A 21,584-nucleotide genomic window follows, 5' to 3' on the forward strand; every position below is an offset into this window, starting at 1 on the left:
TCTTTAAGGAGATCACTATCATGACGAATGCTTATGTTTTGGTCGAGCACGATGGCGCGACCTTGGATCCCATCACCGGCGAACTGCTGACGGCTGCCCGGGTGTTTGGTCAGGTCACCGCCGTGCTGGTGGGCGGCGACCGCGAGGCTCTCGTCCCGCAGCTGGCCGCGCTGGGCGCGCACGCGGTGGCCGTGGCGCCCCCGGCACCTCAGCGCTTGCTGCTGGCGGAAGTAGACGCGGTGCAATCGTTGGCGGCCGTCGAACCCGCACCCATCGTGGTGGCGGCCAACCCGGCCGGCAACGAGATCGGCGGGCGGCTCGCGGCCCGCCTTGCTTCCGGTTTCCTGCGCGACGTGGTGGGCATCAACGCCGACGGCACCGCGCAGCAGTCCATTTTCGGCGATGCCGTTCAGATCAGCGCCGCGGTGGGGGGCACTAGCCCGGTCTACACGCTGCGCCCGGGTGCCGTCTCGGCCGTGCCGCAGGCCGCGCCGGGCGAGGTGACCGAGCTGCCGGAACTGCCCGCCGGTGCCACGGATGTGGAGGTGGCGTCCTTCCAGCCGGCGCAACGCGGGGAGCGCCCGGAGCTCACGCAGGCCACGGTCGTGGTGGCCGGTGGGCGTGGCGTGGGCGATCAGTTCCCGGACATCGTCGAGCGCCTGGCCGATGCCCTGGGTGGGGCGGTGGGAGCCACCCGGGATGCGGTGGATCTGGGCCATTACGACGCCCAGTACCAGATCGGGCAGACCGGGGTGACCGTGGCTCCCGATCTCTACATCGGCCTGGGTGTTTCCGGTGCTATTCAGCACCTGTCGGGGATGCAGACGGCCAAGAAGATCGTGGTGATCAATAACGACGAGGATGCGCCGATCTTCCAGGTTGCGGACCTGGGCGTGGTGGGCGACCTCTTCGAGGTGGTGCCCCAGCTCCTCGAGGAGATCGCCAAGCGTCGATGAGCCACTACTTTGACCATGCTGCCACCGCCCCCATGCGCCCCGAGGCGCGCGAGGAGTGGCTGCGCCATGCCACCGCGCTCAATCCCGGCGGGCAGTATGCCTCTGGCCGCGCGGCACGCAGCGTCCTCGATGAGGCGCGCGAGGAGATCGCGCATCTGCTGGGTGCCGACCCCGTGGAGGTCATCTTCACCGGGTCGGGCACGGAGGCCGATAACCTAGCCGTGCAGGGCCTGTACGAGGCCAGCGCCCTGGATCGCGTGGTGAGCAGCCCGGTGGAGCACCCTGCCGTGCGTGAGGTGCTCTTTCACCTGGGCCGCCGGGGTGCGCTGGTGGAGTGGTTGCCCGTGGACGGCGGCGGGCACGTGTGCGATCTCGCCGCGCTGGAAGCCCCGGCTGCGCTGGTGAGTTGCATGTACGCCAATAACGAGACGGGTGCCCTCCAGCCGGTGATCCCGTTGATCGCGCGCGCCCAGGCGGCGGGCACACCGGTGCACATCGACGCCGTGCAGGCCCTCGGGCGCTGCGCCGTGAACTTTCGCTCCCTGGGGGCGACTACCCTGGCCGGTAGCGCCCACAAGTTCGGCGGGCCGCGGGGAGTGGGGCTTTTGGTGGTTCGGCGCTCTCCGGCCCTCCACCCCGTGCTCTTTGGCGGCGGTCAGGAGCGCGGCCTGCGCCCCGGCACCCAGGACGTGGCCGGGGTGGCGGCCACGGCGGTGGCGCTGCGCCTGGCCCTGGCGGAGAGGGAGGCCGAGGACGCTCGGCTGCGCCGATTGCGCGATGATCTTGCCCGCCGCGTGCTTCACCGGATCGACGAGGTGCGGATCAACACGGTGGAGCCGGCGTTGCCGGGGCATCTTAGTCTCTCGTTCTCCGGGGCGGAAGGCGATAGCCTCATCATGCTGCTCGATTCCTTAGGCATCGAGGCCGCCACGGGTTCGGCCTGTCACAGCGGGGTGAACCGGGCCTCGGAGGTGCTGCTGGCGATGGGCGTACCGGAGGCGCAGGCGCGCGGTACCATCCGGTTGAGCCTGGGGGCGACCACCACCGAGGCGGACGTGGACTATCTGGTGGCACACCTCCCGGAGGTGGTGCGCCGCGCCCGGCTGGCGGGCATGGCTTAGCCGGGAAGTATGCGGGAAAGACTCAGCTTGGTGGCAGTAACCGGGAGTAGAACAAACGGTTATGGATTGGTTGTGGTCTTTTTCCCTGACGGGGGAGTCAGCCCAGGCGCTCATCGCCGCCGGCTGGCTGGGCGGCGTGGTCCTAGCCGCCTGGGGCGGGCATCGATGGCGCGCGGCGGGGTGGGCGCTTGTTCTTACGGTGGCGTTGTGGTGGCTGCTGGAGGTCGGGTGGCGTCCCTTCCCGGATCGGGTGGATTGGCGAGCCTACGCGGCGGGTTCGGGGATCATTTTTAGTCTGATGTGCCTGAGACAGCGTCGCCGAGCGGTTATCATCTCTGTGGTGCTTACCACTGTCGCCACCCTGGGGACGCTCAACTTGGTGTTCCAGGAGTACCCCACGGTGCGGTCCTTCGATCCCCCGCAGGTGGCGGTGCCGATGGGTTATGCGCAGTTTCGATCCATGACTCACCCTCCGCTCCTCGACGGCCGCGAGGTGGGTGCGCTGGTGACCGTCGATCTCCCGGGCTCGGGTTTTCAGCCCCGGCCCGCCGTGGCCTACGTGCCTCCGGCGTATTGGCACGGGCAGCGGCTGCCGGTGATGGTGCTCATGGCCGGCAACCCCGGCAGCCCGGAGCAGTGGTTTGGACCAGGGGAGGCGGCCGAGACCGCCGACGCCTATCAGCGATCCCACGCGGGCGCGGCGCCGATCGTGGTAAGCGTGGATGCCACCGGATCCTTCACCGGCAATCCGTTGTGCGTGGATGGGCCGGAACACAAGGTGATGACGTACCTCACGCAGGACGTTCCCTCCGGTCTTCGGAGCTTGTTTCGTGCCTCCGAAGACCAATCGCGGTGGGTGATCGGCGGGCTGAGCTATGGGGGTACCTGCGCTCTGCAGGTGGCCACCGCCCGCCCGGAGGCTTATGGCACGTTCCTTGACTTCTCCGGGCAGGCCGAGCCGACGCTGGGGGATCACGAGGAGACCGTGGCGCGCTTTTTCGGTGGGCAAGAATCGGTTTTCGCTGCCCATAACCCCGCCGACTTGCTGGCCAACCGGGCCTACCCGCACACCCGAGGGCGTTTTGTGGCGGGGGAGCGGGATAAGGAATCCGTGGCGGCCCTGACCCACCTTAACGACTTGGCCCGCGCGGCCGGGATGGACACCCGCATGTCCACGGTGCCGGGAGGTCATTCCTTCGAGGCCTGGCGGGTGGCCCTGGCCGAGACCTTTGCGTGGGCGGTGCGGGAAAAATAATCATGGCATCACCCAGGACTTTTCTTGCGCGTATACCCGCCGTGCGGCACATGCTCTTTTCCCTCACCACCCTGGCGGCGATGTGGTTGTGCCACTGGGTGGTTCCCCACGGCGTCTTGGCTCTGGGCATGTCCCATGATTCCCGGCATTGGCATCTCCTGAGCGCCGGGATAACCTCCGGTTCGCAGGTGGGGCTTGTTTTCGCCTCGCTCGCCGTGGTGGGGCTGGTGATTCCCGCCGAGCGCACCCTGGGCACGGCGCGCACGGTGGCGGTGGCGGTGAGCGCCCACCTGTGTTCCACCGCGCTAGGCCTGCTGGCGGTGCGCCTGGTCGCGAAGACGGGTTTTCATCGCTGGGGCAGCGATCTCCTCCATGCCTCCCTGCTCTCTCCGGTGTCCTGGATCTTCGGTACGGCGGCCTATGCGAGCACGGCCATGCCGCTGCTGTGGCGGCGTCGGATAGCGGTGTGGCTGCTGGCGCTGGCCAGCACGCTGGTGCTCTTCTCGGGAAGCGTATCCGACCTGGTGGCCCTGATCAGCACGGTGGTGGGATTCGCCGCCGGTGTGGCGCGGCATGGCCGGGTGCGCCTGTACGTCGGATCCGTGCGCGAGGTACGGGTGTTGGTGAGCACCATCCTGGCGGCCATCTCTTTCGGTCCCCTGGTGGCCAGCGCGCACCCGGGTTCCGGTAGCCCCCTGGCCTTCGTGGGCACGCTGACCTGGCTTCCCGTGCGCAGGGGCTACGAGGCGGCGATGATCTGTCAGGGGGAGGTGGACTCCCCTCAGTGCCGCGAGGCGGTGGCCTTGGCCCAGCAGGCCGGCGTGGAGCCCTCGGTGGCCAATCTCATGCCGGTGCTGCTGAATCTGGTGATCATCGCCGGGTTGCTCAAGGGACGCCGTGCCGCCTGGTGGCTCTCCTTGGGTGCGCAGGCCACGGTGATCGTGGCTCTCATCGCGCAGGTGGCGGTGGCCGGACGCGGGCAGTCGATGATGGTGCTGTGTGGCCGCGTCGTGCCGCTGGCCCTGCCGTGGTTGGGGGGGATCGTGCTGCTGCTGGCCAGCCGCCGTCACTTTCAGGTCGCCATCGCTGTGCGCAACATCCGGCATTGCCTTTCGGTAATTCTGTGTGTGCTAGCAGCTACCTCGGTCGCGTGGATCGGCGGTGCTCTACTCATGGGAGTGCCCCGGCCGGTGATCCTGCGGGAGTGGCCGCTGCGGTATCTTCCTTCCTCCTTAGCCCCCTTGTTCCCGATGCACCTGATGCCCACCCAACCCGCGGCGTGGGCCTTGTACTCCTGGCTCGGTGCTATCTTTGCGCTGGTGGCCGCCCTTGCGTTGTACCGCTTGTTGATGAGCGTGCCGGACGAGGATGCCGCGCAGCAGAGGGAGCGGGCGCGCGAGATGCTCGTTCACGGGGATCATCTTCAGGCGATGACGCTGTGGGAGGGCAATCGCTATTGGTTTGGTCGGTGCGGGACAACCCACGGCTACGTGGCCTACCGGGTGTGTCGAGGCATCGCCGTGACCGTGGGGGAACCGGTGGGGCATCCGGGTCTGGCGGATGGCTTCGAGGCCTTTGCCGCGGGCCAGGGGTGGACGGTGGCCTGGTATTCCGTGCGGGAGAGTTTTGCCGATACCCGCCCGGGTGATCCCCGGATCCATGTGGCGGAGGAGGCGGTGCTGTCGGCGGCCAACGTGGAGTTTCGAGGAAAAAAATTCCAAAACGTTCGCACCGCGCGCAACCGGGCGGCCAAGGAAGGCATCCGCGCGCGGTGGACCACCTGGGAAGACGCGGGCGCGGTGGTGCGCCAGCGCATCACGGAGCTCTCCGAGGAGTGGCTGGCCGATAAGGCCTTGCCGGAGATGGGCTTCACCCTGGGCACGCTCCACGAGCTCGCCGCCCCCGGCACGCGGTTGCTGATAGCCCAGGACGCCTCCGGGCGGCTGCACGGGGTGACCAGCTGGTTGCCGGTCTACGAGCGCGGTGCGCTCGTGGGGCTGACCCTGGATTTCCTGCGCCGCGATGCGCAAGGCTGTAAGTCCACCATGGAATTTCTCCTCTCCCAGGCGCTTCTCGACGCCGCAACCGAGGGGTTGGCCTGGATCTCGCTCTCCGGTGCCCCCCTGGCGCGCAGCACCCCGGCGGAGGGTTTCGTGGATCAGGCCCTCGATCGAGTGGGGGCCTCAATGGAGCCCTTTTATGGGTTCCGCTCGCTGGCGGCCTCGAAGGATAAGTTTCACCCGGATTACCAGCCGTGGTACGTGGTGTGCCGCGACGAGCTGGCCCTGCCCAAGGTGGCGCTGGCGGTCTCACAGTGCTACCTGCCGCAGCTCAAACCCGCCGAGGCCGCCCGCCTGCTGCGCGTGTGGCTCAGCGCTGCACTGGCTCGCGGCGGCCGAGGCGAATCTTCTTGACTTCGCGGCCGTTGTCCACGTCCGCGTCGCGGAAGCCGAAAAGGTACGTAAGGATGAAGGCCACCGCGGCGGCCGTGCCCGAGGCGATCCAGAAGCCCCAGAAGCTCACGTCTAGGCCCTCGGGGTTGATGAAGGAGGTAAAACCGATGAGCGAGCCGGTGAAGCCCCACATGTTCACCTTGAGCAGGCCGGTGAGCAGGCCGCCGCAGGCACCCCCGATGGAGGCCATGAGGAAGATCCGGCCGTATTTGAGATTGATGCCGTACATCGCCGGCTCCGTGATCCCGCAGAAGGCCGCGATAGCGGCGGAACCGGAGAGCTCCTTGATCTTGAGCACGCGAGACTTGACAAAAACCGCCAGCACCGCCCCACCCTGGGCTACCATCGTCGCGGAGATGATGGCGTTGAGCGGGGACTGCCCGGTCAACGCGATGTCCTGGGCCACCAGCGGGATCACCGCCCAGTGCAGGCCAAAGATCACCAGCGTTTGGTAGAAACCGCCGATGAGCAGCCCGGAGAGCGAGGGGGAAAGATGATAGAGCCCCTGGATGCCGTTGGCGATCCCGGTGGACAGAAAGGTGACCGCGGGCCCCAGGAGCAGTAGGATGGCCAGGGAAACCACCACCACCTCCACCAGAGGCAGGAAGATCATGCGCACGGTGGCCGGGATCGTCTTTTTTAACCAGGGCTCGATCACGGAGGCCAGCCAGGCGGCCACGATGATCGGGAAGATGCTGTAGCTATAGCTGGCCATATGATAGGGCAGACCGAAGAAGTCGGCGTTGAGGGACATCCCCAGGATGTTGCGGGAACCCTCCGCACCGGAAAGTTCCACGATCTGCGGGTAGGTGAGCACGCCGCCCACGATGGCCACGATGATGGGATCGGCCCCCAGCCGCTTGGCGGCGGTAAAGCCCACGAAGATGGGGAGGAAGAAGAAGACGGCGTCGCTGAGTGCGTTGATCAGAAGGTAGGTGTCCGAGGCGGTGGTGACCACGTCGAAGGTGGTCAGCAGGGAGAGGATTCCCTTGATGATGCCCGAGGCGGCCAGCAGGCCGATGACAGGAATCATGGAGCCGGTGATGACGCCGATGAGGGAGGAAAAGCCGCGGCCCAGCCACCCCATTGCGCTGGTGGGCCGCGGGCGATTTTCCGCCGCGTCCGCGGCGACCTCGCCGCCGGCGGCCCCGTCGCCCAGGGCCGCGATGACCTCTGCGTAGACGTCCTCGACGCCCGGGCCTATCACCACTTGGTACTGGCCGCCGGCACGGATCACGTCGATCACCCCGTCGAGCTCGCGCACGGCATCGTCCTGCGGAATGGACTCCTCGCGCAGGTAAAAGCGCAGCCGGGTGATGCAGTGCGTGACGCTGCGGATGTTCTCCGCCCCGCCCACCGCCGCTATCAGCTCCTCGGTTCCTCGCGGCGCGGGGGCGTCGTCGTTTGCGGCAGGCGGCGAGGCGGTAAGCGCCCGGGCCGCCTCGTCACCGGCCCGCGCGTTTACCACACGCACCCGCAGCCCGGAGAGCACGGCGGCGGAGTTCGTGACCGCCACGATGGTGCAGGTGGATTTCCCCGCATCGGCGATGGCCTTGGCATCCATGCGGGCCAGGGCCTGCCCCGGGCGCACGCTCTGGCCCTTGGTCACCTCCACGGTAAAGGGGGCGCCGCCCAATTCCACCGTGTCGATGCCCAGGTGAATCAGCACGTCCCACCCCTCCTCGGTGCGGATGCCCAGGGCGTGCTTGGTTGCGGCGATCATGGTGACGGTGCCCCCGACGGGAGAAAGAACAACCCCGCCGGGGGTATCGATGACGCCGAACCCCTCGCCCAGGTTTCCCCTGGCAAAGACGGGATCGGGCACCTCGCTCATGGGGATGATCGTGCCGGAGACGGGTGCGAGCAGCGGCGGAAGACAGGCCGGACCCGAGTGATCATGGGTGTGCATGGAGAAGCTCCTCACAGGCGGATAATCTTCGGTTCAGACTAACACCGCCTCCCCGCCACCCCCGCCGGTGTGCTCACCCGCGGGGGTGGCGGGGAGGCGGGGGCGCTGGTGGCCCATGCGCATCGCCGCAAGCGGGGACGCTACACTGGCCTCGAATCGGCCGAGGCGTCCCGCGCGGACTGCCGCGGCACAGCGAGGACAGCGGGAGAAAGGGGCACGGGGTTATGCGGGTACTGGCCGCGATGAGCGGGGGAGTGGATTCCTCCGTGGCCGCCGCGCGGGCCTTGGCGGACGGGCACGAGGTGGTGGGGGTGCACCTTGCGCTCTCCCAGGACCCGCAGGCGGTGCGGGAATCCTCCCGAGGGTGCTGCTCCCTGGAAGATTCCGCGGACGCGCGCCGAGTGTGCGACAAGCTCGGCATCCCCTTTTACGTGTGGGATTTCTCCGATCGCTTCAAGGAAGAGGTGATGGGGGACTTCGTGGACTCCTACGTGCGCGGAGAAACGCCTAATCCGTGCCTGCGATGCAACGAGAAGATCAAGTTCGCGGCCCTCCTGGAGCGAGGAATCGCGCTGGGCTTTGACGCCGTGGTCACCGGTCACTACGCCCGGATCACCCCGGACGGCTACCTGCGCCGGGCGGTGGATCCGCGCAAAGATCAGTCCTACGTGCTGGGGGTGCTGGGCGCCCACGAGATCGAGCACTGCCTGTTCCCGGTGGGCGATACCCCCAAGCCGCAGATCCGGCGAGAGGCCGCCGCACACGGCTTTTCCACGGCCACCAAGCCGGATTCCTACGACATCTGCTTCATCCCGGACGGCAATACCACCGCCTTCCTAGGATCGCGCATCGGGGTACGCCCCGGCATGATCGTCGACGGCGAGGGCACGCCGCTGCGCCAGCACGAGGGCGTGTACGGCTTTACCATCGGCCAGCGTAGGGGCCTGGACATTAAGACCCCGGCCGCCGACGGACGACCCCGCTACGTCACCGATATCGATGCCGCCACCGGCACGGTCACGGTGGGCCCGCGCGAGGATCTCAGCGTGAGAGCGATCGAGGCGAACCGCCTGAAGTATCTGCATCCGGCGATGACGGGCACGCTGGAGTGCCAGGTGCAGGTGCGCGCTCACGGCGGCGTGGTGGATTGCCTGGCACGGGTGGATCGCGAGGCGGATTCGATGACGCTGGAGCTGCGCGAGCCGCTGCTGGGCGTGGCGCGCGGCCAGGCTGCCGTGCTCTACCTCCCGGACGAGGCGGGAGACATCGTGCTGGGCTCGGGCACCATCTGCGGGACGCGACGTTGATGCGGGCCTACGGTTTGGGCGAGCTGCCCGGCGTGGATATCCGCGAGGCCGCCAGCATGGTGCTGGGCGAGACCGGCGACCTGGTGCATCTGCCGCAGCTGCCCCGGCGCGGCCTGGATTCCCACCCAGTGGGGCGCACCGCGGCGCTGCTGCCGGGTATTCCCGTGGATCGCGGTCCCCGTGGCTGGGTGCTGCGTCCCGGCAATCTCCGCCTGTCCGATCGCCTGCGCCGCGACGTAGATGCGTGCGAGGAGGTATGGGCCGGCGCGCCGGGCCGGGTCAAGGTGCAGGTGCTCGGCCCGTGGAGCCTGGCGGCCGGCCTGGAGACCCCCGGAGGACATCGGGCGTTCGCGGACGCTGGGGCGCTGCGCGATCTCACCGAGGCCCTGATCCAGGGCATCGCGGAGCACGCCGGCGAGGTGGCCCGCCGCATGGATGCCGAGGTGATCGTGCAGATCGATGAGCCGCTGGCGGCGCGCATAGCCGCCGGAGCTATCCCCGGCACCCACGATTTCGACCGCATCGCCCCCGTGTCGCAGGAGGATCTGGGAGCGCGCTGGCACGAGGTGATCGAGGGTACCCGGGAGGAGATCCTGGTGAATCTGTGCGCTCAGAACCCACCCTGGGCCGCGGTGCGGCGCAGCCGGGCGCGCACGGTGGTACTTTCGGCGGGTGCCATGCGCGGCACCGCGCTGATAGATGCCCTGGGTGAGCATCTCGACGCCGGGCTGCGCCTCGGGGTAGGGGTGGGGCCGGGGTGCCGCGAGCTGCCCCGGATCTTGCAGGAGTATTCCCCCACCGACGGGGCCATCGACGTGGTGGCCGAAGGGCCGTTCGAGGACTTCGCGCAGGCCACGCGCGCCTATCGCGCGGCGCTGCGGCTGGCGCGGTAGCCAGCCTCCGCCACGGCCGCGCGCACGGCGGCGTCGGTAGCCTCGTCCAGGGCGGCGTCGGTCTCCACCGACAGGGTTCCCCGGACAGCGCAGACCTCGGTGACCTCCACGCCGGGCAGGGCGGAGACCTCCTCGCGCACGGCATTTTCGCAGTGGGAGCAGGTCATTCCGGTGACATCGTAGGTGGTGATCATGTCTCCACTATATACCCACCGGGGGTATGTGGGGCATAGTGAAGCGGCGCGACGGAGAAAATCGCCGCGCCGCCGTTGCCCTGTGACTTACTGGGCCACCAGCGGGGCGGCGAGCATGGAGATCTTCTCGTAACCGTTGAGCTTGAGCACCTTGATGATGCGATCGAGCGCGGCGGCATCGGCCTCGGGATCGAAGGCCTCGTCCTGCTGGATCGTGGCGGAGTGATCACCGGTGAAGGTGACGGTGACTAGCTTGTGGCCAGCGGCCTGCTCCTCCTGGAACACCGCGCGCTTGACGGCCAGTTGTCCGCCGTGGATGAAGGTCGGGCGAGCGTTGTCCTGGCTCGGGGCGGTCGCGGCGGCATCGGTGGAGGAGGAACCCGAGGCGATGTTCGGGATGTGATCGGCCGGGGCCAGGAAGGGATTGAGGGCAAGCAGGCCGGAGAGGGCGGAGGAAAGAAGCGTGCTGAGCATAAGCGGGTCTCCTTGAACTAGATCGGTGGGCGGTTGGGTGCGGGATACGCGCCTCGCCCGGGAACAAAAATCAGGCTACGCCCCCGCGCGCTCGGGGCGGTTATCATCCGCGCATGGGCCAGGCAGTGTGCACATCGCTGGCGTCTCGATCCCGGTTTTCCAGGTACCTTCGGAACTCCGTCTGCATCTCGTAGTAGCCCACGGCCTGAAACTCCATAAGCTCCTCGACGGACATCTCGCGCAGCTCAGGATAGATTTTTGTTTGTTTCCACGCGATCCGGGCCGCCGCCAGGGCGTCCGAGGTGGCTTCGTGGGCGTTATCAATGCGCACCCCGTAGTGTGACGCCATATCGCCGAGGGTTCTTTTGCCTTTTCGGTAACGATCCTTGAGCTTGTCGATGACAAAGGGGTCGAACACGGCACCGGTGACGGTGAAATCCCCGGTGAGGTGGCGCAACACCGTGAGATCGTAGGCGGCGTTGAACACGATGAGCGTCAGCCCCTCGCGCCACCCCTTCTCGATGCCTTCCACGGTTGTGCGCAGCACCTCGTCGTGAGGTTTGCCGTGCTCACGGGCATAGTCCGTACTGATCCCGTGCACCTTGTACGCGGCTTCGGGGATCTCCACCCCGGGGTCGGCCAGCAGTTCCATCGGGCTGGCACCGGAGGCATCGATGCGCACCATCGCGGAGGTCACGATGCGTGCCTGGGTGGGATCCGCCGAGGTGGTTTCCAGGTCGAAGGAGAGCATCGCGCCGGGATCGAAGTGACTCATGCCCACCACAGTACGTGGCCTACGGGTCGATACAATCGGTGAGCGTGAGTGAAAACACCGGGACGAACGCCGACGTCGAACAACAGCAGGCCCAGTTGCGCCGACAGTGGGAGGAGCTGGCCCGGGACATTCGCCGCCACCGAGAGCTCTACGACAATGAGCAGCCGGTCATCCCGGATGCGGAGTATGACGCCCTGCTGCTCCACCTGCGAGAGCTAGAGCGCGCCCATCCGGAGCTGGCGGTACCGGACTCACCCACCCAGCAGGTGGGTGCCCGATCCCCGGAGACCTCGCCGTTTGCGGACGCGGTGCACCCGGAGCGGATGTATTCCCTGGATAACGTCTTCTCCCCGGAGGAGTTGGGGGAGTGGTGCGCGCGCACCCCGGCGCAGGCGTACCTCACGGAGCTCAAGATCGACGGTCTCTCCATCGACCTGATCTACGAGCGCGGCGTCCTGGTGCGCGCCGCCACCCGCGGCGACGGTGCGGTGGGCGAGGACATCACGGCCAACGCCAGGGTGATTGAGGACATCCCCCATCGGTTGCGCGGTGAGGATATTCCCGACATGGTGGAGATCCGCGGGGAGGTCTTTATCGCGGTGGAGGACTTCGCCCGGGTCAATGCTCAGCGCGTTGCTTCTGGGGGCAAGCCCTTTGCCAACCCCCGCAACGCGGCGGCCGGCTCGCTGCGCCAGAAAAACGTCGAGGACGTGCGCACCCGCCGACTGCGCATGATCTGCCACGGCATCGGCGCGCGGGAGGGCTTTGCCCCCGCCAGCCAGCACGAGGCCTACGAGGCGCTGCGTCGCTGGGGCCTGCCCGTGTCTCCCTACACCCGCCTGGTGCATGGCCCGGAGGAGATCTACGCGCAGGTCCGCCATTGGGAGGAGCACCGCCACGACGCCGTGCACGAGATGGACGGCCTCGTCATCAAGGTGGATTCCTTCGATCAGCAGCGCCAGTACGGCTTTACCAGTCGCGCCCCCCGCTGGGCCATCGCCTACAAGTACCCCCCGGAGGAGGTGACCACCGAGCTGCTGGATATCCGCGTGGGCGTGGGCCGCACGGGCCGGGTGACCCCCTTTGCCGTCATGCGCCCGGTCACGGTGGCCGGCTCCAGCGTGGCGATGGCCACCCTGCACAACCAGACGGAGGTCAAGCGCAAGGGCGTGCTCATCGGAGATACCGTGGTGATCCGCAAGGCCGGTGAGGTGATCCCCGAGGTACTGGGCCCGGTGGCGGAGCGCCGCGACGGCACCGAGCGCGCCTTTCTCTTCCCCACCCTGTGTCCGGTCTGCGGCACCCGCCTGGCCCCGCAGAAGGAAGAGGATGCGGACTGGCGCTGCCCCAATCATCGCAGCTGCCCGGCGCAGCTCTCCGCGCGTTTGACCTATCTGGCCGGGCGTGGAGCCTTCGATATCGAGGCGCTGGGGGAAAAGGGTGCGGAGGATCTGATCCGCACAGGGGTGCTGGAGGACGAGGCCACCCTTTTCGATCTCACCGAGGAGGACCTGCGCGCCTCGGCGGTGTACACCACCACCAAGGGGGAGGTCAATGCCTCCGGCCGCAAGCTCATCGCTAACCTGGATCAGGCACGCCGCGCCGATCTATGGCGGGTGCTCGTGGCGCTGTCCATCCGGCACGTGGGGCCCACCGCCGCCCGGGCCCTGGCGCGGCACTACGGGGACCTGCGGGTGATCCTGGGCGCACCGGTGGAGGAATTGGCACAGATCGAGGGCGTGGGCCCGGCCATCGCGGCTTCCGTGGCGGCTTGGGGCGAGGTGGGCTGGCACCGGCGGATCGTGGATCGCTGGGACGCCGCCGGGGTGACCATGCGTGAGGAAGTGAGCGATCGGCCCGCGCAGGTGCTGGCGGGGATGACCGTGGTGGTCACCGGGACCCTGGAGGGATGTAGCCGCGACGAGGCCAAGGAGGCTATTATCGCCCGCGGTGGCAAGGCCGCGGGATCGGTGTCCAAGAGGACCACCTATGTGGTCGCCGGGGCCAACGCAGGTTCGAAGGAGGATAAGGCCCGTCAGCTGGGGGTGCCGGTGCTCGACGAGGAAGAGTTCGTCGCGCTGTTGCGCGGAGAGCTCCCGGCGAACGAGGTGGGGTGATCCCCGCCGCCTCGCTAGCGCCGTCGGCCCAGGATCGCCCCGCAGACCGTAGCGAGGTTGCCTAGGTGGGTGACCTCGCTGGCGAGGAAATCCGGTCCGCCGGCGCGTCCCACGATCACCACGAGGTCGGTGCCAGGCAGAGGCGCGGCGGCCAGGGCGGAGTCGAGCAGTGCCCAGGACTCCGGCACCCATTGCTCCGCCTCCGGGTTGAGGGTGCGCGCCGAGGTCACGGGGATGGCCTCGGGATTGTTGCGATTGTCTTCCGGCGCGCCGGGGGAGGCGGCCACTCGGGTCACGGGGGTGGCGGTATCGAGCACGATGGCCCACGAGGAGGTCATGGATCGCGGCAGCACCCGCACGAGCTCCTCCATCGCCGGGGCCACGCTCGCGGCGTGGCGGGCGACGTCGGCCAGCATTTCGATTTGTCCGCGGCGGTCCACCCTGCCGGAGAAGGGGCGGATGGAATCCACCAGCACGCCTTCGACGGACTGCGCGGCGGAGATCAGGTTGTCGGCCAGGGTGCCGGTGGGCAGGCTGATGACGAGGTCGTCCATCACGGTGCCGTCGGGGAAGGACTCCACCACGTCCACGGATTGGATGTTGGCGTCGATCGCCCCGAAAGCCTGGGTGAGCAGGCTGAGGCTGCCCGGGGAATCCGGGAGGAGAACACGAATGAGGTAGGGCACGGGGCTTCGCCTTCCGAGCGATCCGGTGGATGGGTACGCTCAACATGGTAGCGGGTGCAACGAGTGAGGGTAGCCTTTCATGGTCGCTCCGCGGCCCGGGGCCTCCTGCGCCGCGGGGTGCATTATCATGGGCGGGAGTCTGGAACGAACGAGCCGAAGAAGGATTTGAGAGCGTGCCTAAGATTTCGCGCGACGAGGTGGCGCACCTCGCACAACTAGCCCGCCTTGCGCTCAGCGAGGAGGAATTGGCGCAATATGCCGAGCAGATCGACGGCATCATCGCCAACGTATCCGGTGTGCAGCGGGTCGCGGCGCAGGGCGTGGAGCCCATGAGCCACCCACATTCCATCAGCACCACCATGCGCGCCGACGTTCAGGAGACCACGCTCACCGCCGAGCAGGCCCTGGATCAGGCGCCCGAGGTGGAGCAGCAGCGTTTCGTCGTACCGCAGATTCTGGGGGAGTAATCCATGACCACCTACATCAAGCCCGAGGACGGCCTGACCTCGCTGAGCGCGGTCGAGCTGGCCGCTAAGATCCATTCCCGCGAGGTCAGCTCCCGCGAGGTCACTGAGGCACACCTGGATCGCATCGAGTCCACCGACGCCGCCCTGCACGCCTTCCTCCACGTGGGCGCGCAGGAGGCCCTGGAGGCCGCCGACGCCGTGGACGCGGCCCTGGACGCGGGCGAGGCCCCGGCCTCTCCGCTGGCGGGCGTGCCGCTGGCGCTGAAGGACATCTTTACCACCACCGACGCCCCCACCACGGCGGCCTCGAGGATGCTGGAGGGCTACCGCGCTCCCTACGACGCTACAGTGACCCGCAAGATCCGCCAGGCCGGTATTCCCATCCTGGGCAAGACCAACCTGGACGAGTTCGCCATGGGTTCTTCCACGGAGAACTCCGCCTTCGGCCCCACGCATAACCCCTACGACCTGGATCGCACCGCGGGTGGCTCCGGCGGCGGAACCTCGGCGGCCCTGGCCGCGGGCCAGGCCCCCCTGGGCATCGGCACGGATACCGGCGGCTCGATTCGCCAGCCCGCGGCGCTGACGAACACCGTGGGGGTCAAGCCCACCTACGGCACCGTCTCGCGCTACGGCCTCATCGCGTGCGCCTCCTCCCTGGACCAGGGTGGTCCCTGCGCGCGCACCGTGCTCGATACCGCTCTGCTGCACGAGGTCATCGCCGGGCACGATCGCTTCGACGCCACCTCCGTGGACAGGCCGGTGGCCCCCGTGGTGGAGGCCGCGCGCCGGGGCGCCTCCGGAGACCTCAAGGGGGTCACGGTGGGCGTGATCAAGCAGTTCGACCGCGAGGGTTGGCAGCCCGGCGTCATGGAGAACTACCACGCGGCCCTGCGCCAGCTGGAATCCCAGGGCGCGGAGCTGGTGGAGGTGGACTGCCCGCACTTCGACGACGCCCTCAACGCCTACTACCTCATCCTGCCCTGCGAGGTGTCCTCGAACCTGGCTCGCTTCGACGGTATGCGCTACGGCAAGCGGGTGGGCGACGACGGCACCCGCTCGGCCAACGATGTGATGGCGCTGACCCGAGCCGAGGGCTTTGGTCCGGAGGTCAAGCGCCGCATCATCCTGGGTACCTACGCCTTGTCCGTGGGCTACTACGACGCCTATTACCTCCAGGCGCAGCGCGTGCGCACCCTGATCGCCCAGGACTTCGCCCGGGCCTACGAGCAGGTGGATATCCTGGCTTCCCCGACCACCCCCACCACGGCGTTCAGGCTGGGGGAGAAGGCTGCCGACCCGCTGGCGATGTACAACTTCGATCTGTGCACCCTGCCGCTGAACCTCGCCGGATTGTGCGGCATGTCGGTGCCCTCCGGATTTGCTCAGGATACTAACCTTCCGGTGGGCCTGCAGCTGATGGCCCCGGCGTTTGCCGATGACCGCCTCTACCGGGTGGGGGCGGCTTTCGAGACCGGGCGGGCCTAGCGGGCGTCGGAAAGCAGGTGTGCGGCACCCGAGGCCGCGGCGGTGACGGCGAGCACCGCCGGCCAGGGGCCGATCTTCTTTGCCAGCGGATGGCTGGCGCCAAAGGCGCCGACGTAGGTGGCGGCCAGCGCGGCGGTGGTGGCGGGGTTCGTCTTGGCCCACCAGCTGCGGCTGGCCCACACGCCGGCGGCGGCGAGCAGCGCGCCACCCAGGGGGCGGATTCCGGTTTCACGGGCGGCAAGCCAGCCGCCGATGAGGCCGGTGGCGGTCACCGCGGCGGTATTGACCTCGCGGGGGTTCTTTATCTCGATCATTCCCATGCTCGCTCATCCTAGCGCGGTTCGAGGCCGCGTCGGCGTGCTACTAGAATGGTCTGCATGCGTATTGCGACCCTTACCTCCGGCGGTGACTGTCCCGGCCTCAACGCGGTGATCCGTGGCATCGTGCGCACGGCCAGCTCCGAGTTCGGATCGACGGTTGTTGGTTACGAGGACGGCTGGGTGGGCCTGATGGAGGATCGCCGGGTGCAGCTCTACGATGACGAGCGCATCGATAAGATCCTGCTTCGCGGCGGTACCATCCTGGGCACCGGCCGTCTTCACCCGGATAAGTTCAAGGAGGGGCTGGATCGGATCAAGGCCAATCTTGCCGATGCCGGGGTGGATGCGCTCATTCCCATCGGCGGCGAGGGAACGCTCAAGGGCGCTAAGTGGCTCTCGGAGAACGGCATTCCGGTCGTCGGCGTGCCCAAGACGATCGACAACGATGTCAATGGCACCGACTATACCTTTGGCTTCGACACGGCGGTCTCCGTGGCCACCGATGCCATCGATCGCCTCCACACCACCGCGGAGTCCCACAATCGCGTGATGATCGTGGAGGTGATGGGCCGCCACGTGGGCTGGATCGCCCTGCACGCGGGCATGGCCGGTGGCGCGCACTATACGGTCATTCCCGAGGTGCCCTTCGACATCGCGGACATGTGCAAGGCGATGGAGCGCCGCTTCCAGATGGGGGAGAAGTACGGGATCATCGTGGTGGCCGAGGGGGCTCTGCCGGCCGAGGGCACGATGGAGCTGCGCGAGGGCGAGGTGGATCAGTTCGGCCACAAGACCTTCACCGGGATCGGCCAGCAGATCGCGGACGAGGTGCACGCCCGCCTGGGCCACGACGTGCGTACCACGGTGCTCGGCCATATTCAGCGCGGCGGCACGCCCACCTCCTTCGACCGGGTGCTGGCCACCCGCTATGGCGTGCGGGCGGCCCGCGCCTGTCATGAGGGGCACTTCGGCAAGACGGTGGCCCTGCACGGCGAGAACATCGCCATGATCCCCCTGGCCGAGGCCGTGGGCACGCTCAAGGAGGTTCCCCTGCGCCGCTACGAGACCGCCCAGGCGATGTTTGGCTAATCATCGTAGCCGGATGAAGTGTCCCCCGTCGCTCCTGCGGCGGGGATGTGCACCATCAGTATAAGGAGGGCGCCATGCCGCATGTTCCAGCCGTTTCTTCCCCGGGGCAGGCCCGTCAGCCTCGCGCCTATTTTCTCGCCGCGGTGGGCTTTCCCCTGTTGGTGTTTTGTGGTGGGGCGTGTGGTTTCGCCGCCCCCGGCGCCGTGTCCGCCCTTTCCGGGGCCACCACCTGGCTGCTGGGCCTGGTGATGTTCGCGATGGGCCTGAGCCTGCGACCGACGGACTTCCTTCTGGTGGCGGCGCGCCCCTGGCCGGTGCTGCTGGGGGTGGCGGCACAGTACGTCATCATGCCCTTGGCGGCCGTGGCGGTGGTCTGGGTTTTGCACCTTCCCGCGGGGATCGCGGCGGGGGTGATCCTGGTGGGCTGCGCGCCCGGAGGAACCAGTTCGAACGTGGTGTGCCTGCTCGCCCGCGGAGATGTGGCGCTGTCGGTGGCCATGACCTCGGTGTCCACGCTGCTTGCCCCGGTGTTCACCCCGCTGCTGACGCTCTGGTTGGCCGGGGCATACATGCCGCTTTCGGCTTCTGCCATGGCGCTGTCCATCGTGCAGATGGTGCTCATCCCCGTGATTGGCGGCCTGACGTTGCGCGCGCTGTGCGCGTCGGCGGTGGAGCGGGTACTGCCCGCGCTGCCGTGGGTCTCGGCGGGGGTGATCGCGCTGATCGTGGCGATCGTGGTGGCCGGTTCGCGCGATAAGATCCTCGACGCCGGCCTGATGGTATTGGTAGCGGTGATATTCCACAACGCCCTGGGCTACCTGCTGGGGTACGCGGCGGCCAGGATCACCGCTCAGCCGATCCCGGTGCGTCGCACCATGAGCATTGAGGTAGGGATGCAAAATTCCGGCCTGGCCGCCAGCCTGGCCGCTCAGTACATGAATCCGCTATCCGCTCTACCGGGCGCCGTCTTTTCTGTGTGGCACAACGTCTCCGGTGCCCTGCTCGCGGCCGCGTGCGGAGTGAGAGACAAGAGAGCCGGATGGCAGGGGGCACCTGGCCACGTGAGGAAAGTCCCGCCCGCGGTGTGACGGAAGGCGGGGGAGCATTAGACTGTGGGGCTATGACTGCCGCGAGCTATGACCTGATGGATTACGACGAGGTTCTGGAGAAGTTTGACCCGGTAATGGGCCTTGAGGTGCACGTGGAATTGGCCACGGAAACCAAGATGTTTTCCTCCTCCTCCGCGCACTTTGGGGCGGCGCCCAACACCAACGTCGATCCGGTCTCCCTCGGCCTACCGGGGGCGCTGCCGGTGGTCAATGCCAAGGGGGTGGAGTGGGCCATCAAGATCGGTTTGGCGCTGAACTGCTCGATCGCGGAGTCCTCGCGTTTTGCGCGCAAGAACTATTTTTATCCCGATCAGCCCAAGAACTATCAGATCTCCCAGTATGACGAGCCGATCGCCTACGACGGCTACTTGGACGTGGTACTCGACGATGGCACCGAGTGGCGCGTCGAGATCGAGCGTGCACACATGGAGGAGGACACCGGCAAGCTCACCCACCTGGGTGGGGCCGACGGCCGCATTCACGGCGCCACCGCCTCCCTGGTGGACTGCAATCGGGCGGGAATTCCCCTCATCGAGATCGTCACCAAGCCTATCGAGGGGGCCGGATCGCGTGCCCCGGAGGTGGCCCGGGCCTACGTGTCCGCGTTGCGCGATCTGGTCAAGGCGCTGGGAGTTTCTGATGCGCGCATGGATCAGGGTTCTATGCGCGTGGACTCCAACCTTTCCCTGCGTCCCGTGGGTACCACGGAGTTCGGCACCCGTACGGAGACCAAGAACATTAACTCGTTGAAGTCCGTGGAGCAGGCCGTGCGCTTCGAGATGCAGCGCCAGGCAGCCGCCATCGAGGCGGGCGAGGAGATCGTGCAGGAGACCCGCCACTACCAGGAGTCCGACGGCACCACCTCCAAGGGGCGCCCCAAGGAGACGGCCGAGGACTACCGCTACTTCAACGATCCCGACCTGCCCCCGGTGCTCGCCCCGCGCGCGTGGGTGGAGGACATCCGCGCCACCCTGCCGGAGCTGCCCTGGGTGCGCCGCGCCCGGATCCAGCGGGAATGGGGGCTTTCCGACGCCGAGATGCGCGACCTCGTCAATGCTGGTGCCCTGGATCGGATCGTGGAGACCACCGAGGTGGGCGCCAGTGCCGAAGAGGCTCGCGCCTGGTGGGTCTCCTACCTCTCCCAGAAGGCCAACGAGGCCGGGGTGGAGCTGGAATCTCTGCCCGTGACCCCGCGTCAGGTGGCGCGCGTGGCCGAGCTGGTGCGCGAGGGCAAGCTCACCAATAAGCTGGCCCGACAGGCGATCGACGGGGTGCTGGCCGGCGAGGGCGACGTGGATGCCGTGGTGGCCGCCCGCAGCCTGGAAGTGGTGCGCGATGACGGCGCCATCGAAGCGGCGGTGGAGGAGGCCCTGGCGGCCAACCCGGACATCGTGGAGAAGTACAGGGCGGGCAATATGAAGGTCACCGGGGCCATCGTCGGAGCGGTGATGAAGGCCACCCGCGGCAAGGCCGACCCCCAGCAGGTCAATGAACTCATAGCGCGGAAACTTCAGGCATAACTGTCGCTTTCGTCTGGAAACAGCTACCCTGGTACCTCGTTCATACCCCGGCGCGTGGCGGCGGGTGCGTCGCGGGGGAGGCGCGCCGGCCCCGGCTGGGCCCGGTGGCGCGGGGACGTCGATAAGCTTTAAGGAGCTGTTTCTTGCTGTGAGGAAGTCAATATCGATCGCTTTGTCCTTCGTGGGACTGCTGGTGGGAGCCGGCTTTGCCTCGGGGGCGGAGGTCATTCAGTACTTCATTTCTTTCGGAAGCATCGGTATCGTCGGCGCGGTGATGTCCGGCATCATCATGACGATCGCCGGCGCGGTGATCCTGGGCCTGGGCAGTTATTTCATGGCCGACGAGCACAACATGGTGTTTCGCAACGTTGCCCACCCGGTGATGTCGAAGATCCTGGACTTTGGCGTCACGGTCACCTTGTTCGCCATCGGTTTCGTCATGCTGGCCGGTGCGGGAGCCAACCTGGAGCAGCAGTTTGGTATTCCCTCGTGGATCGGCTCCGGCATCATGACGCTCATCGTCATGGGCGTGGGCCTGCTCGACGTGGACAAGGTGTCCAGCATCATCGGCGGCATCACCCCGCTCATCATCGTTGCCGTCATCGGGGTGTTTATCTACACGATGGCGAACCTGCCGGGAAGTACCGAGGGGCTCAGCGAGCTGGCGCAGCAGGTGGATTCCCCGGTGAGCCCGTGGTGGCTGTCCGCCCTGAATTACAACGGCCTGGCGCTCCTGCTGGGCGTGTCTATGTGCCTGGTCATCGGCGGTAACCACTCCGATCCTCGCGCCGTGGTGCGCGGCGGCGTGATGGGCGGGGTGACCTACATGGTGCTGCTGGTGGTGGCGGCCGTGGTGCTCTTCTTGAACTTTCGGGAGGTCGGTACCGCGAGCGTGCCAATGCTCTCGCTCTATGAGAGCATCTCCTCGGTGCTGGCCTTCATCATGGCGCTGATCATTTTCGCCATGATCTTTAATACCGCCATCGGCATGTTCTATGCCCTGGGTCGGCGTATGACGGCCAGCAATCCCGCCCGCTACAAGCCGGTGTACCTGGTGCTGTGCCTGATCGGGTACGCCATCAGCTTCTTCGGTTTCGAGGCGCTGATGAACTACGTGTACCCGGCCATCGGCTATACCGGCATCGTGATGGTGGGCATGCTGGTGTACTGGTGGGTGAAGAACCGCTCCACGATTAAGGAAGAGGTCGCTCGCCGCGACCGCATTCGCGAGCTGACCTATAACCGTGAGCATCCGGACGAGGACTTCTCCCGGGCCGACGCCCGCGAGCTTGAGCGCCACGCGCAGGATTCCAACGTCACCGACGAGGTGCTGACCACCTCGATCGAGGAGGAGGTGACCACGGAACTCATCGAGGACGATTCCGTGGATTACGAGGGGCCGGAGCAATCCGGACAGGATCACGGCGCCGAGGCCGCTCGGTAGTCGGCTT

General features: G+C 67.4%; 19 protein-coding genes. 13 read left to right on the forward strand and 6 right to left on the reverse strand.

Annotated elements, in window-relative coordinates:
- Positions 1–20: 20 nt before the first annotated feature.
- The 4 genes from H7347_RS06465 to H7347_RS06480 all read left to right on the forward strand — a co-directional run bounded on the left by H7347_RS06465 (position 21) and on the right by H7347_RS06480 (position 5,746).
- A complete protein-coding gene (locus tag H7347_RS06465; RefSeq protein WP_152822451.1) occupies positions 21–956 on the forward strand; it encodes an electron transfer flavoprotein subunit alpha/FixB family protein in 936 nt (311 codons plus the stop codon).
- Positions 953–2,077, forward strand: a complete 1,125-nt coding sequence (locus H7347_RS06470; protein WP_152822454.1) for a cysteine desulfurase family protein — start codon at positions 953–955, stop codon at positions 2,075–2,077. The genes H7347_RS06465 and H7347_RS06470 overlap by 4 nt, the downstream gene beginning before the upstream one ends.
- Positions 2,078–2,138: 61 nt before the next feature.
- Complete coding sequence (locus tag H7347_RS06475) at positions 2,139–3,332, forward strand: alpha/beta hydrolase family protein (RefSeq protein WP_227659042.1); 1,194 nt, start codon at positions 2,139–2,141, stop codon at positions 3,330–3,332.
- Between the two features lie 50 nt (positions 3,333–3,382).
- The gene (locus H7347_RS06480; protein WP_186337328.1) at positions 3,383–5,746 is read left to right on the forward strand and encodes a bifunctional lysylphosphatidylglycerol flippase/synthetase MprF; all 2,364 of its coding nucleotides are present in this window, start codon (positions 3,383–3,385) and stop codon (positions 5,744–5,746) included.
- Here the strand turns inward: H7347_RS06480 and H7347_RS06485 are convergent.
- A complete protein-coding gene (locus H7347_RS06485) occupies positions 5,703–7,694 on the reverse strand; it encodes a PTS glucose transporter subunit IIABC (RefSeq protein WP_152822460.1) in 1,992 nt (663 codons plus the stop codon). The genes H7347_RS06480 and H7347_RS06485 overlap by 44 nt on opposite strands.
- Before the next feature lie 224 nt (positions 7,695–7,918).
- Here H7347_RS06485 and mnmA point away from each other — a divergent pair, with 224 nt between their 5' ends.
- Positions 7,919–9,001 (forward strand): tRNA 2-thiouridine(34) synthase MnmA, encoded by a 1,083-nt coding sequence (mnmA, locus tag H7347_RS06490; protein WP_152822463.1) that lies wholly within the window; start codon positions 7,919–7,921, stop codon positions 8,999–9,001.
- Complete coding sequence (locus H7347_RS06495; protein WP_152822466.1) at positions 9,001–9,894, forward strand: hypothetical protein; 894 nt, start codon at positions 9,001–9,003, stop codon at positions 9,892–9,894. Before mnmA ends, H7347_RS06495 begins: the two co-directional genes overlap by 1 nt.
- Here H7347_RS06495 and H7347_RS06500 read toward each other — a convergent pair.
- The 3 genes from H7347_RS06500 to H7347_RS06510 all read right to left on the reverse strand — a co-directional run bounded on the left by H7347_RS06500 (position 9,864) and on the right by H7347_RS06510 (position 11,337).
- Positions 9,864–10,088 carry a heavy-metal-associated domain-containing protein gene (locus H7347_RS06500; protein ID WP_152822469.1) on the reverse strand — a complete coding sequence of 75 codons (225 nt, stop codon included), beginning with the start codon at positions 10,086–10,088 and terminating at the stop codon, positions 9,864–9,866. The genes H7347_RS06495 and H7347_RS06500 overlap by 31 nt on opposite strands.
- Positions 10,089–10,175: 87 nt before the next feature.
- Positions 10,176–10,562, reverse strand: coding sequence for a hypothetical protein (locus H7347_RS06505; protein WP_152822472.1), 387 nt, complete (start codon positions 10,560–10,562; stop codon positions 10,176–10,178).
- 103 nt (positions 10,563–10,665) lie between these two features.
- A complete protein-coding gene (locus H7347_RS06510; protein WP_152822475.1) occupies positions 10,666–11,337 on the reverse strand; it encodes a 3'-5' exonuclease in 672 nt (223 codons plus the stop codon).
- Positions 11,338–11,366: 29 nt separating this feature from the next.
- Here H7347_RS06510 and ligA point away from each other — a divergent pair, with 29 nt between their 5' ends.
- Entirely contained in the window at positions 11,367–13,454 is a 2,088-nt protein-coding gene (gene ligA, locus H7347_RS06515; protein ID WP_370513933.1) for an NAD-dependent DNA ligase LigA, read from the forward strand.
- A gap of 14 nt (positions 13,455–13,468) precedes the next feature.
- On the opposite strand, the gene H7347_RS06520 is transcribed toward ligA, so the two are convergent.
- Complete coding sequence (locus H7347_RS06520) at positions 13,469–14,140, reverse strand: amino acid-binding ACT domain protein (RefSeq protein WP_186337330.1); 672 nt, start codon at positions 14,138–14,140, stop codon at positions 13,469–13,471.
- Between the two features lie 173 nt (positions 14,141–14,313).
- Here H7347_RS06520 and gatC point away from each other — a divergent pair, with 173 nt between their 5' ends.
- Both gatC and gatA read left to right on the forward strand, forming a co-directional pair.
- Positions 14,314–14,607, forward strand: coding sequence for an Asp-tRNA(Asn)/Glu-tRNA(Gln) amidotransferase subunit GatC (gene gatC / locus H7347_RS06525; protein WP_186337331.1), 294 nt, complete (start codon positions 14,314–14,316; stop codon positions 14,605–14,607).
- 3 nt (positions 14,608–14,610) lie between these two features.
- Positions 14,611–16,095, forward strand: coding sequence for an Asp-tRNA(Asn)/Glu-tRNA(Gln) amidotransferase subunit GatA (gene gatA, locus H7347_RS06530; protein ID WP_152822478.1), 1,485 nt, complete (start codon positions 14,611–14,613; stop codon positions 16,093–16,095).
- On the opposite strand, the gene H7347_RS06535 is transcribed toward gatA, so the two are convergent.
- Positions 16,092–16,415, reverse strand: a complete 324-nt coding sequence (locus tag H7347_RS06535; RefSeq protein ID WP_152822482.1) for a hypothetical protein — start codon at positions 16,413–16,415, stop codon at positions 16,092–16,094. The genes gatA and H7347_RS06535 overlap by 4 nt on opposite strands.
- A gap of 57 nt (positions 16,416–16,472) precedes the next feature.
- Here H7347_RS06535 and H7347_RS06540 point away from each other — a divergent pair, with 57 nt between their 5' ends.
- The 4 genes from H7347_RS06540 (at position 16,473) to H7347_RS06555 (ending at position 21,577) form a co-directional block, all read left to right on the forward strand.
- On the forward strand, positions 16,473–17,504 hold the full coding sequence (locus H7347_RS06540; RefSeq protein WP_186337332.1) for a 6-phosphofructokinase: 1,032 nt from the start codon (positions 16,473–16,475) through the stop codon (positions 17,502–17,504).
- Between the two features lie 74 nt (positions 17,505–17,578).
- Positions 17,579–18,592 carry a bile acid:sodium symporter family protein gene (locus H7347_RS06545; RefSeq protein WP_152822487.1) on the forward strand — a complete coding sequence of 338 codons (1,014 nt, stop codon included), beginning with the start codon at positions 17,579–17,581 and terminating at the stop codon, positions 18,590–18,592.
- Positions 18,593–18,624: 32 nt separating this feature from the next.
- Complete coding sequence (gene gatB, locus H7347_RS06550) at positions 18,625–20,133, forward strand: Asp-tRNA(Asn)/Glu-tRNA(Gln) amidotransferase subunit GatB (protein WP_152822490.1); 1,509 nt, start codon at positions 18,625–18,627, stop codon at positions 20,131–20,133.
- Positions 20,134–20,281: 148 nt separating this feature from the next.
- Complete coding sequence (locus tag H7347_RS06555; protein ID WP_370513929.1) at positions 20,282–21,577, forward strand: hypothetical protein; 1,296 nt, start codon at positions 20,282–20,284, stop codon at positions 21,575–21,577.
- Positions 21,578–21,584: the final 7 nt, after the last annotated feature.

Source organism: Corynebacterium sp. zg-331 (genome assembly GCF_014267345.1).
Lineage (GTDB): Bacteria > Actinomycetota > Actinomycetes > Mycobacteriales > Mycobacteriaceae > Corynebacterium.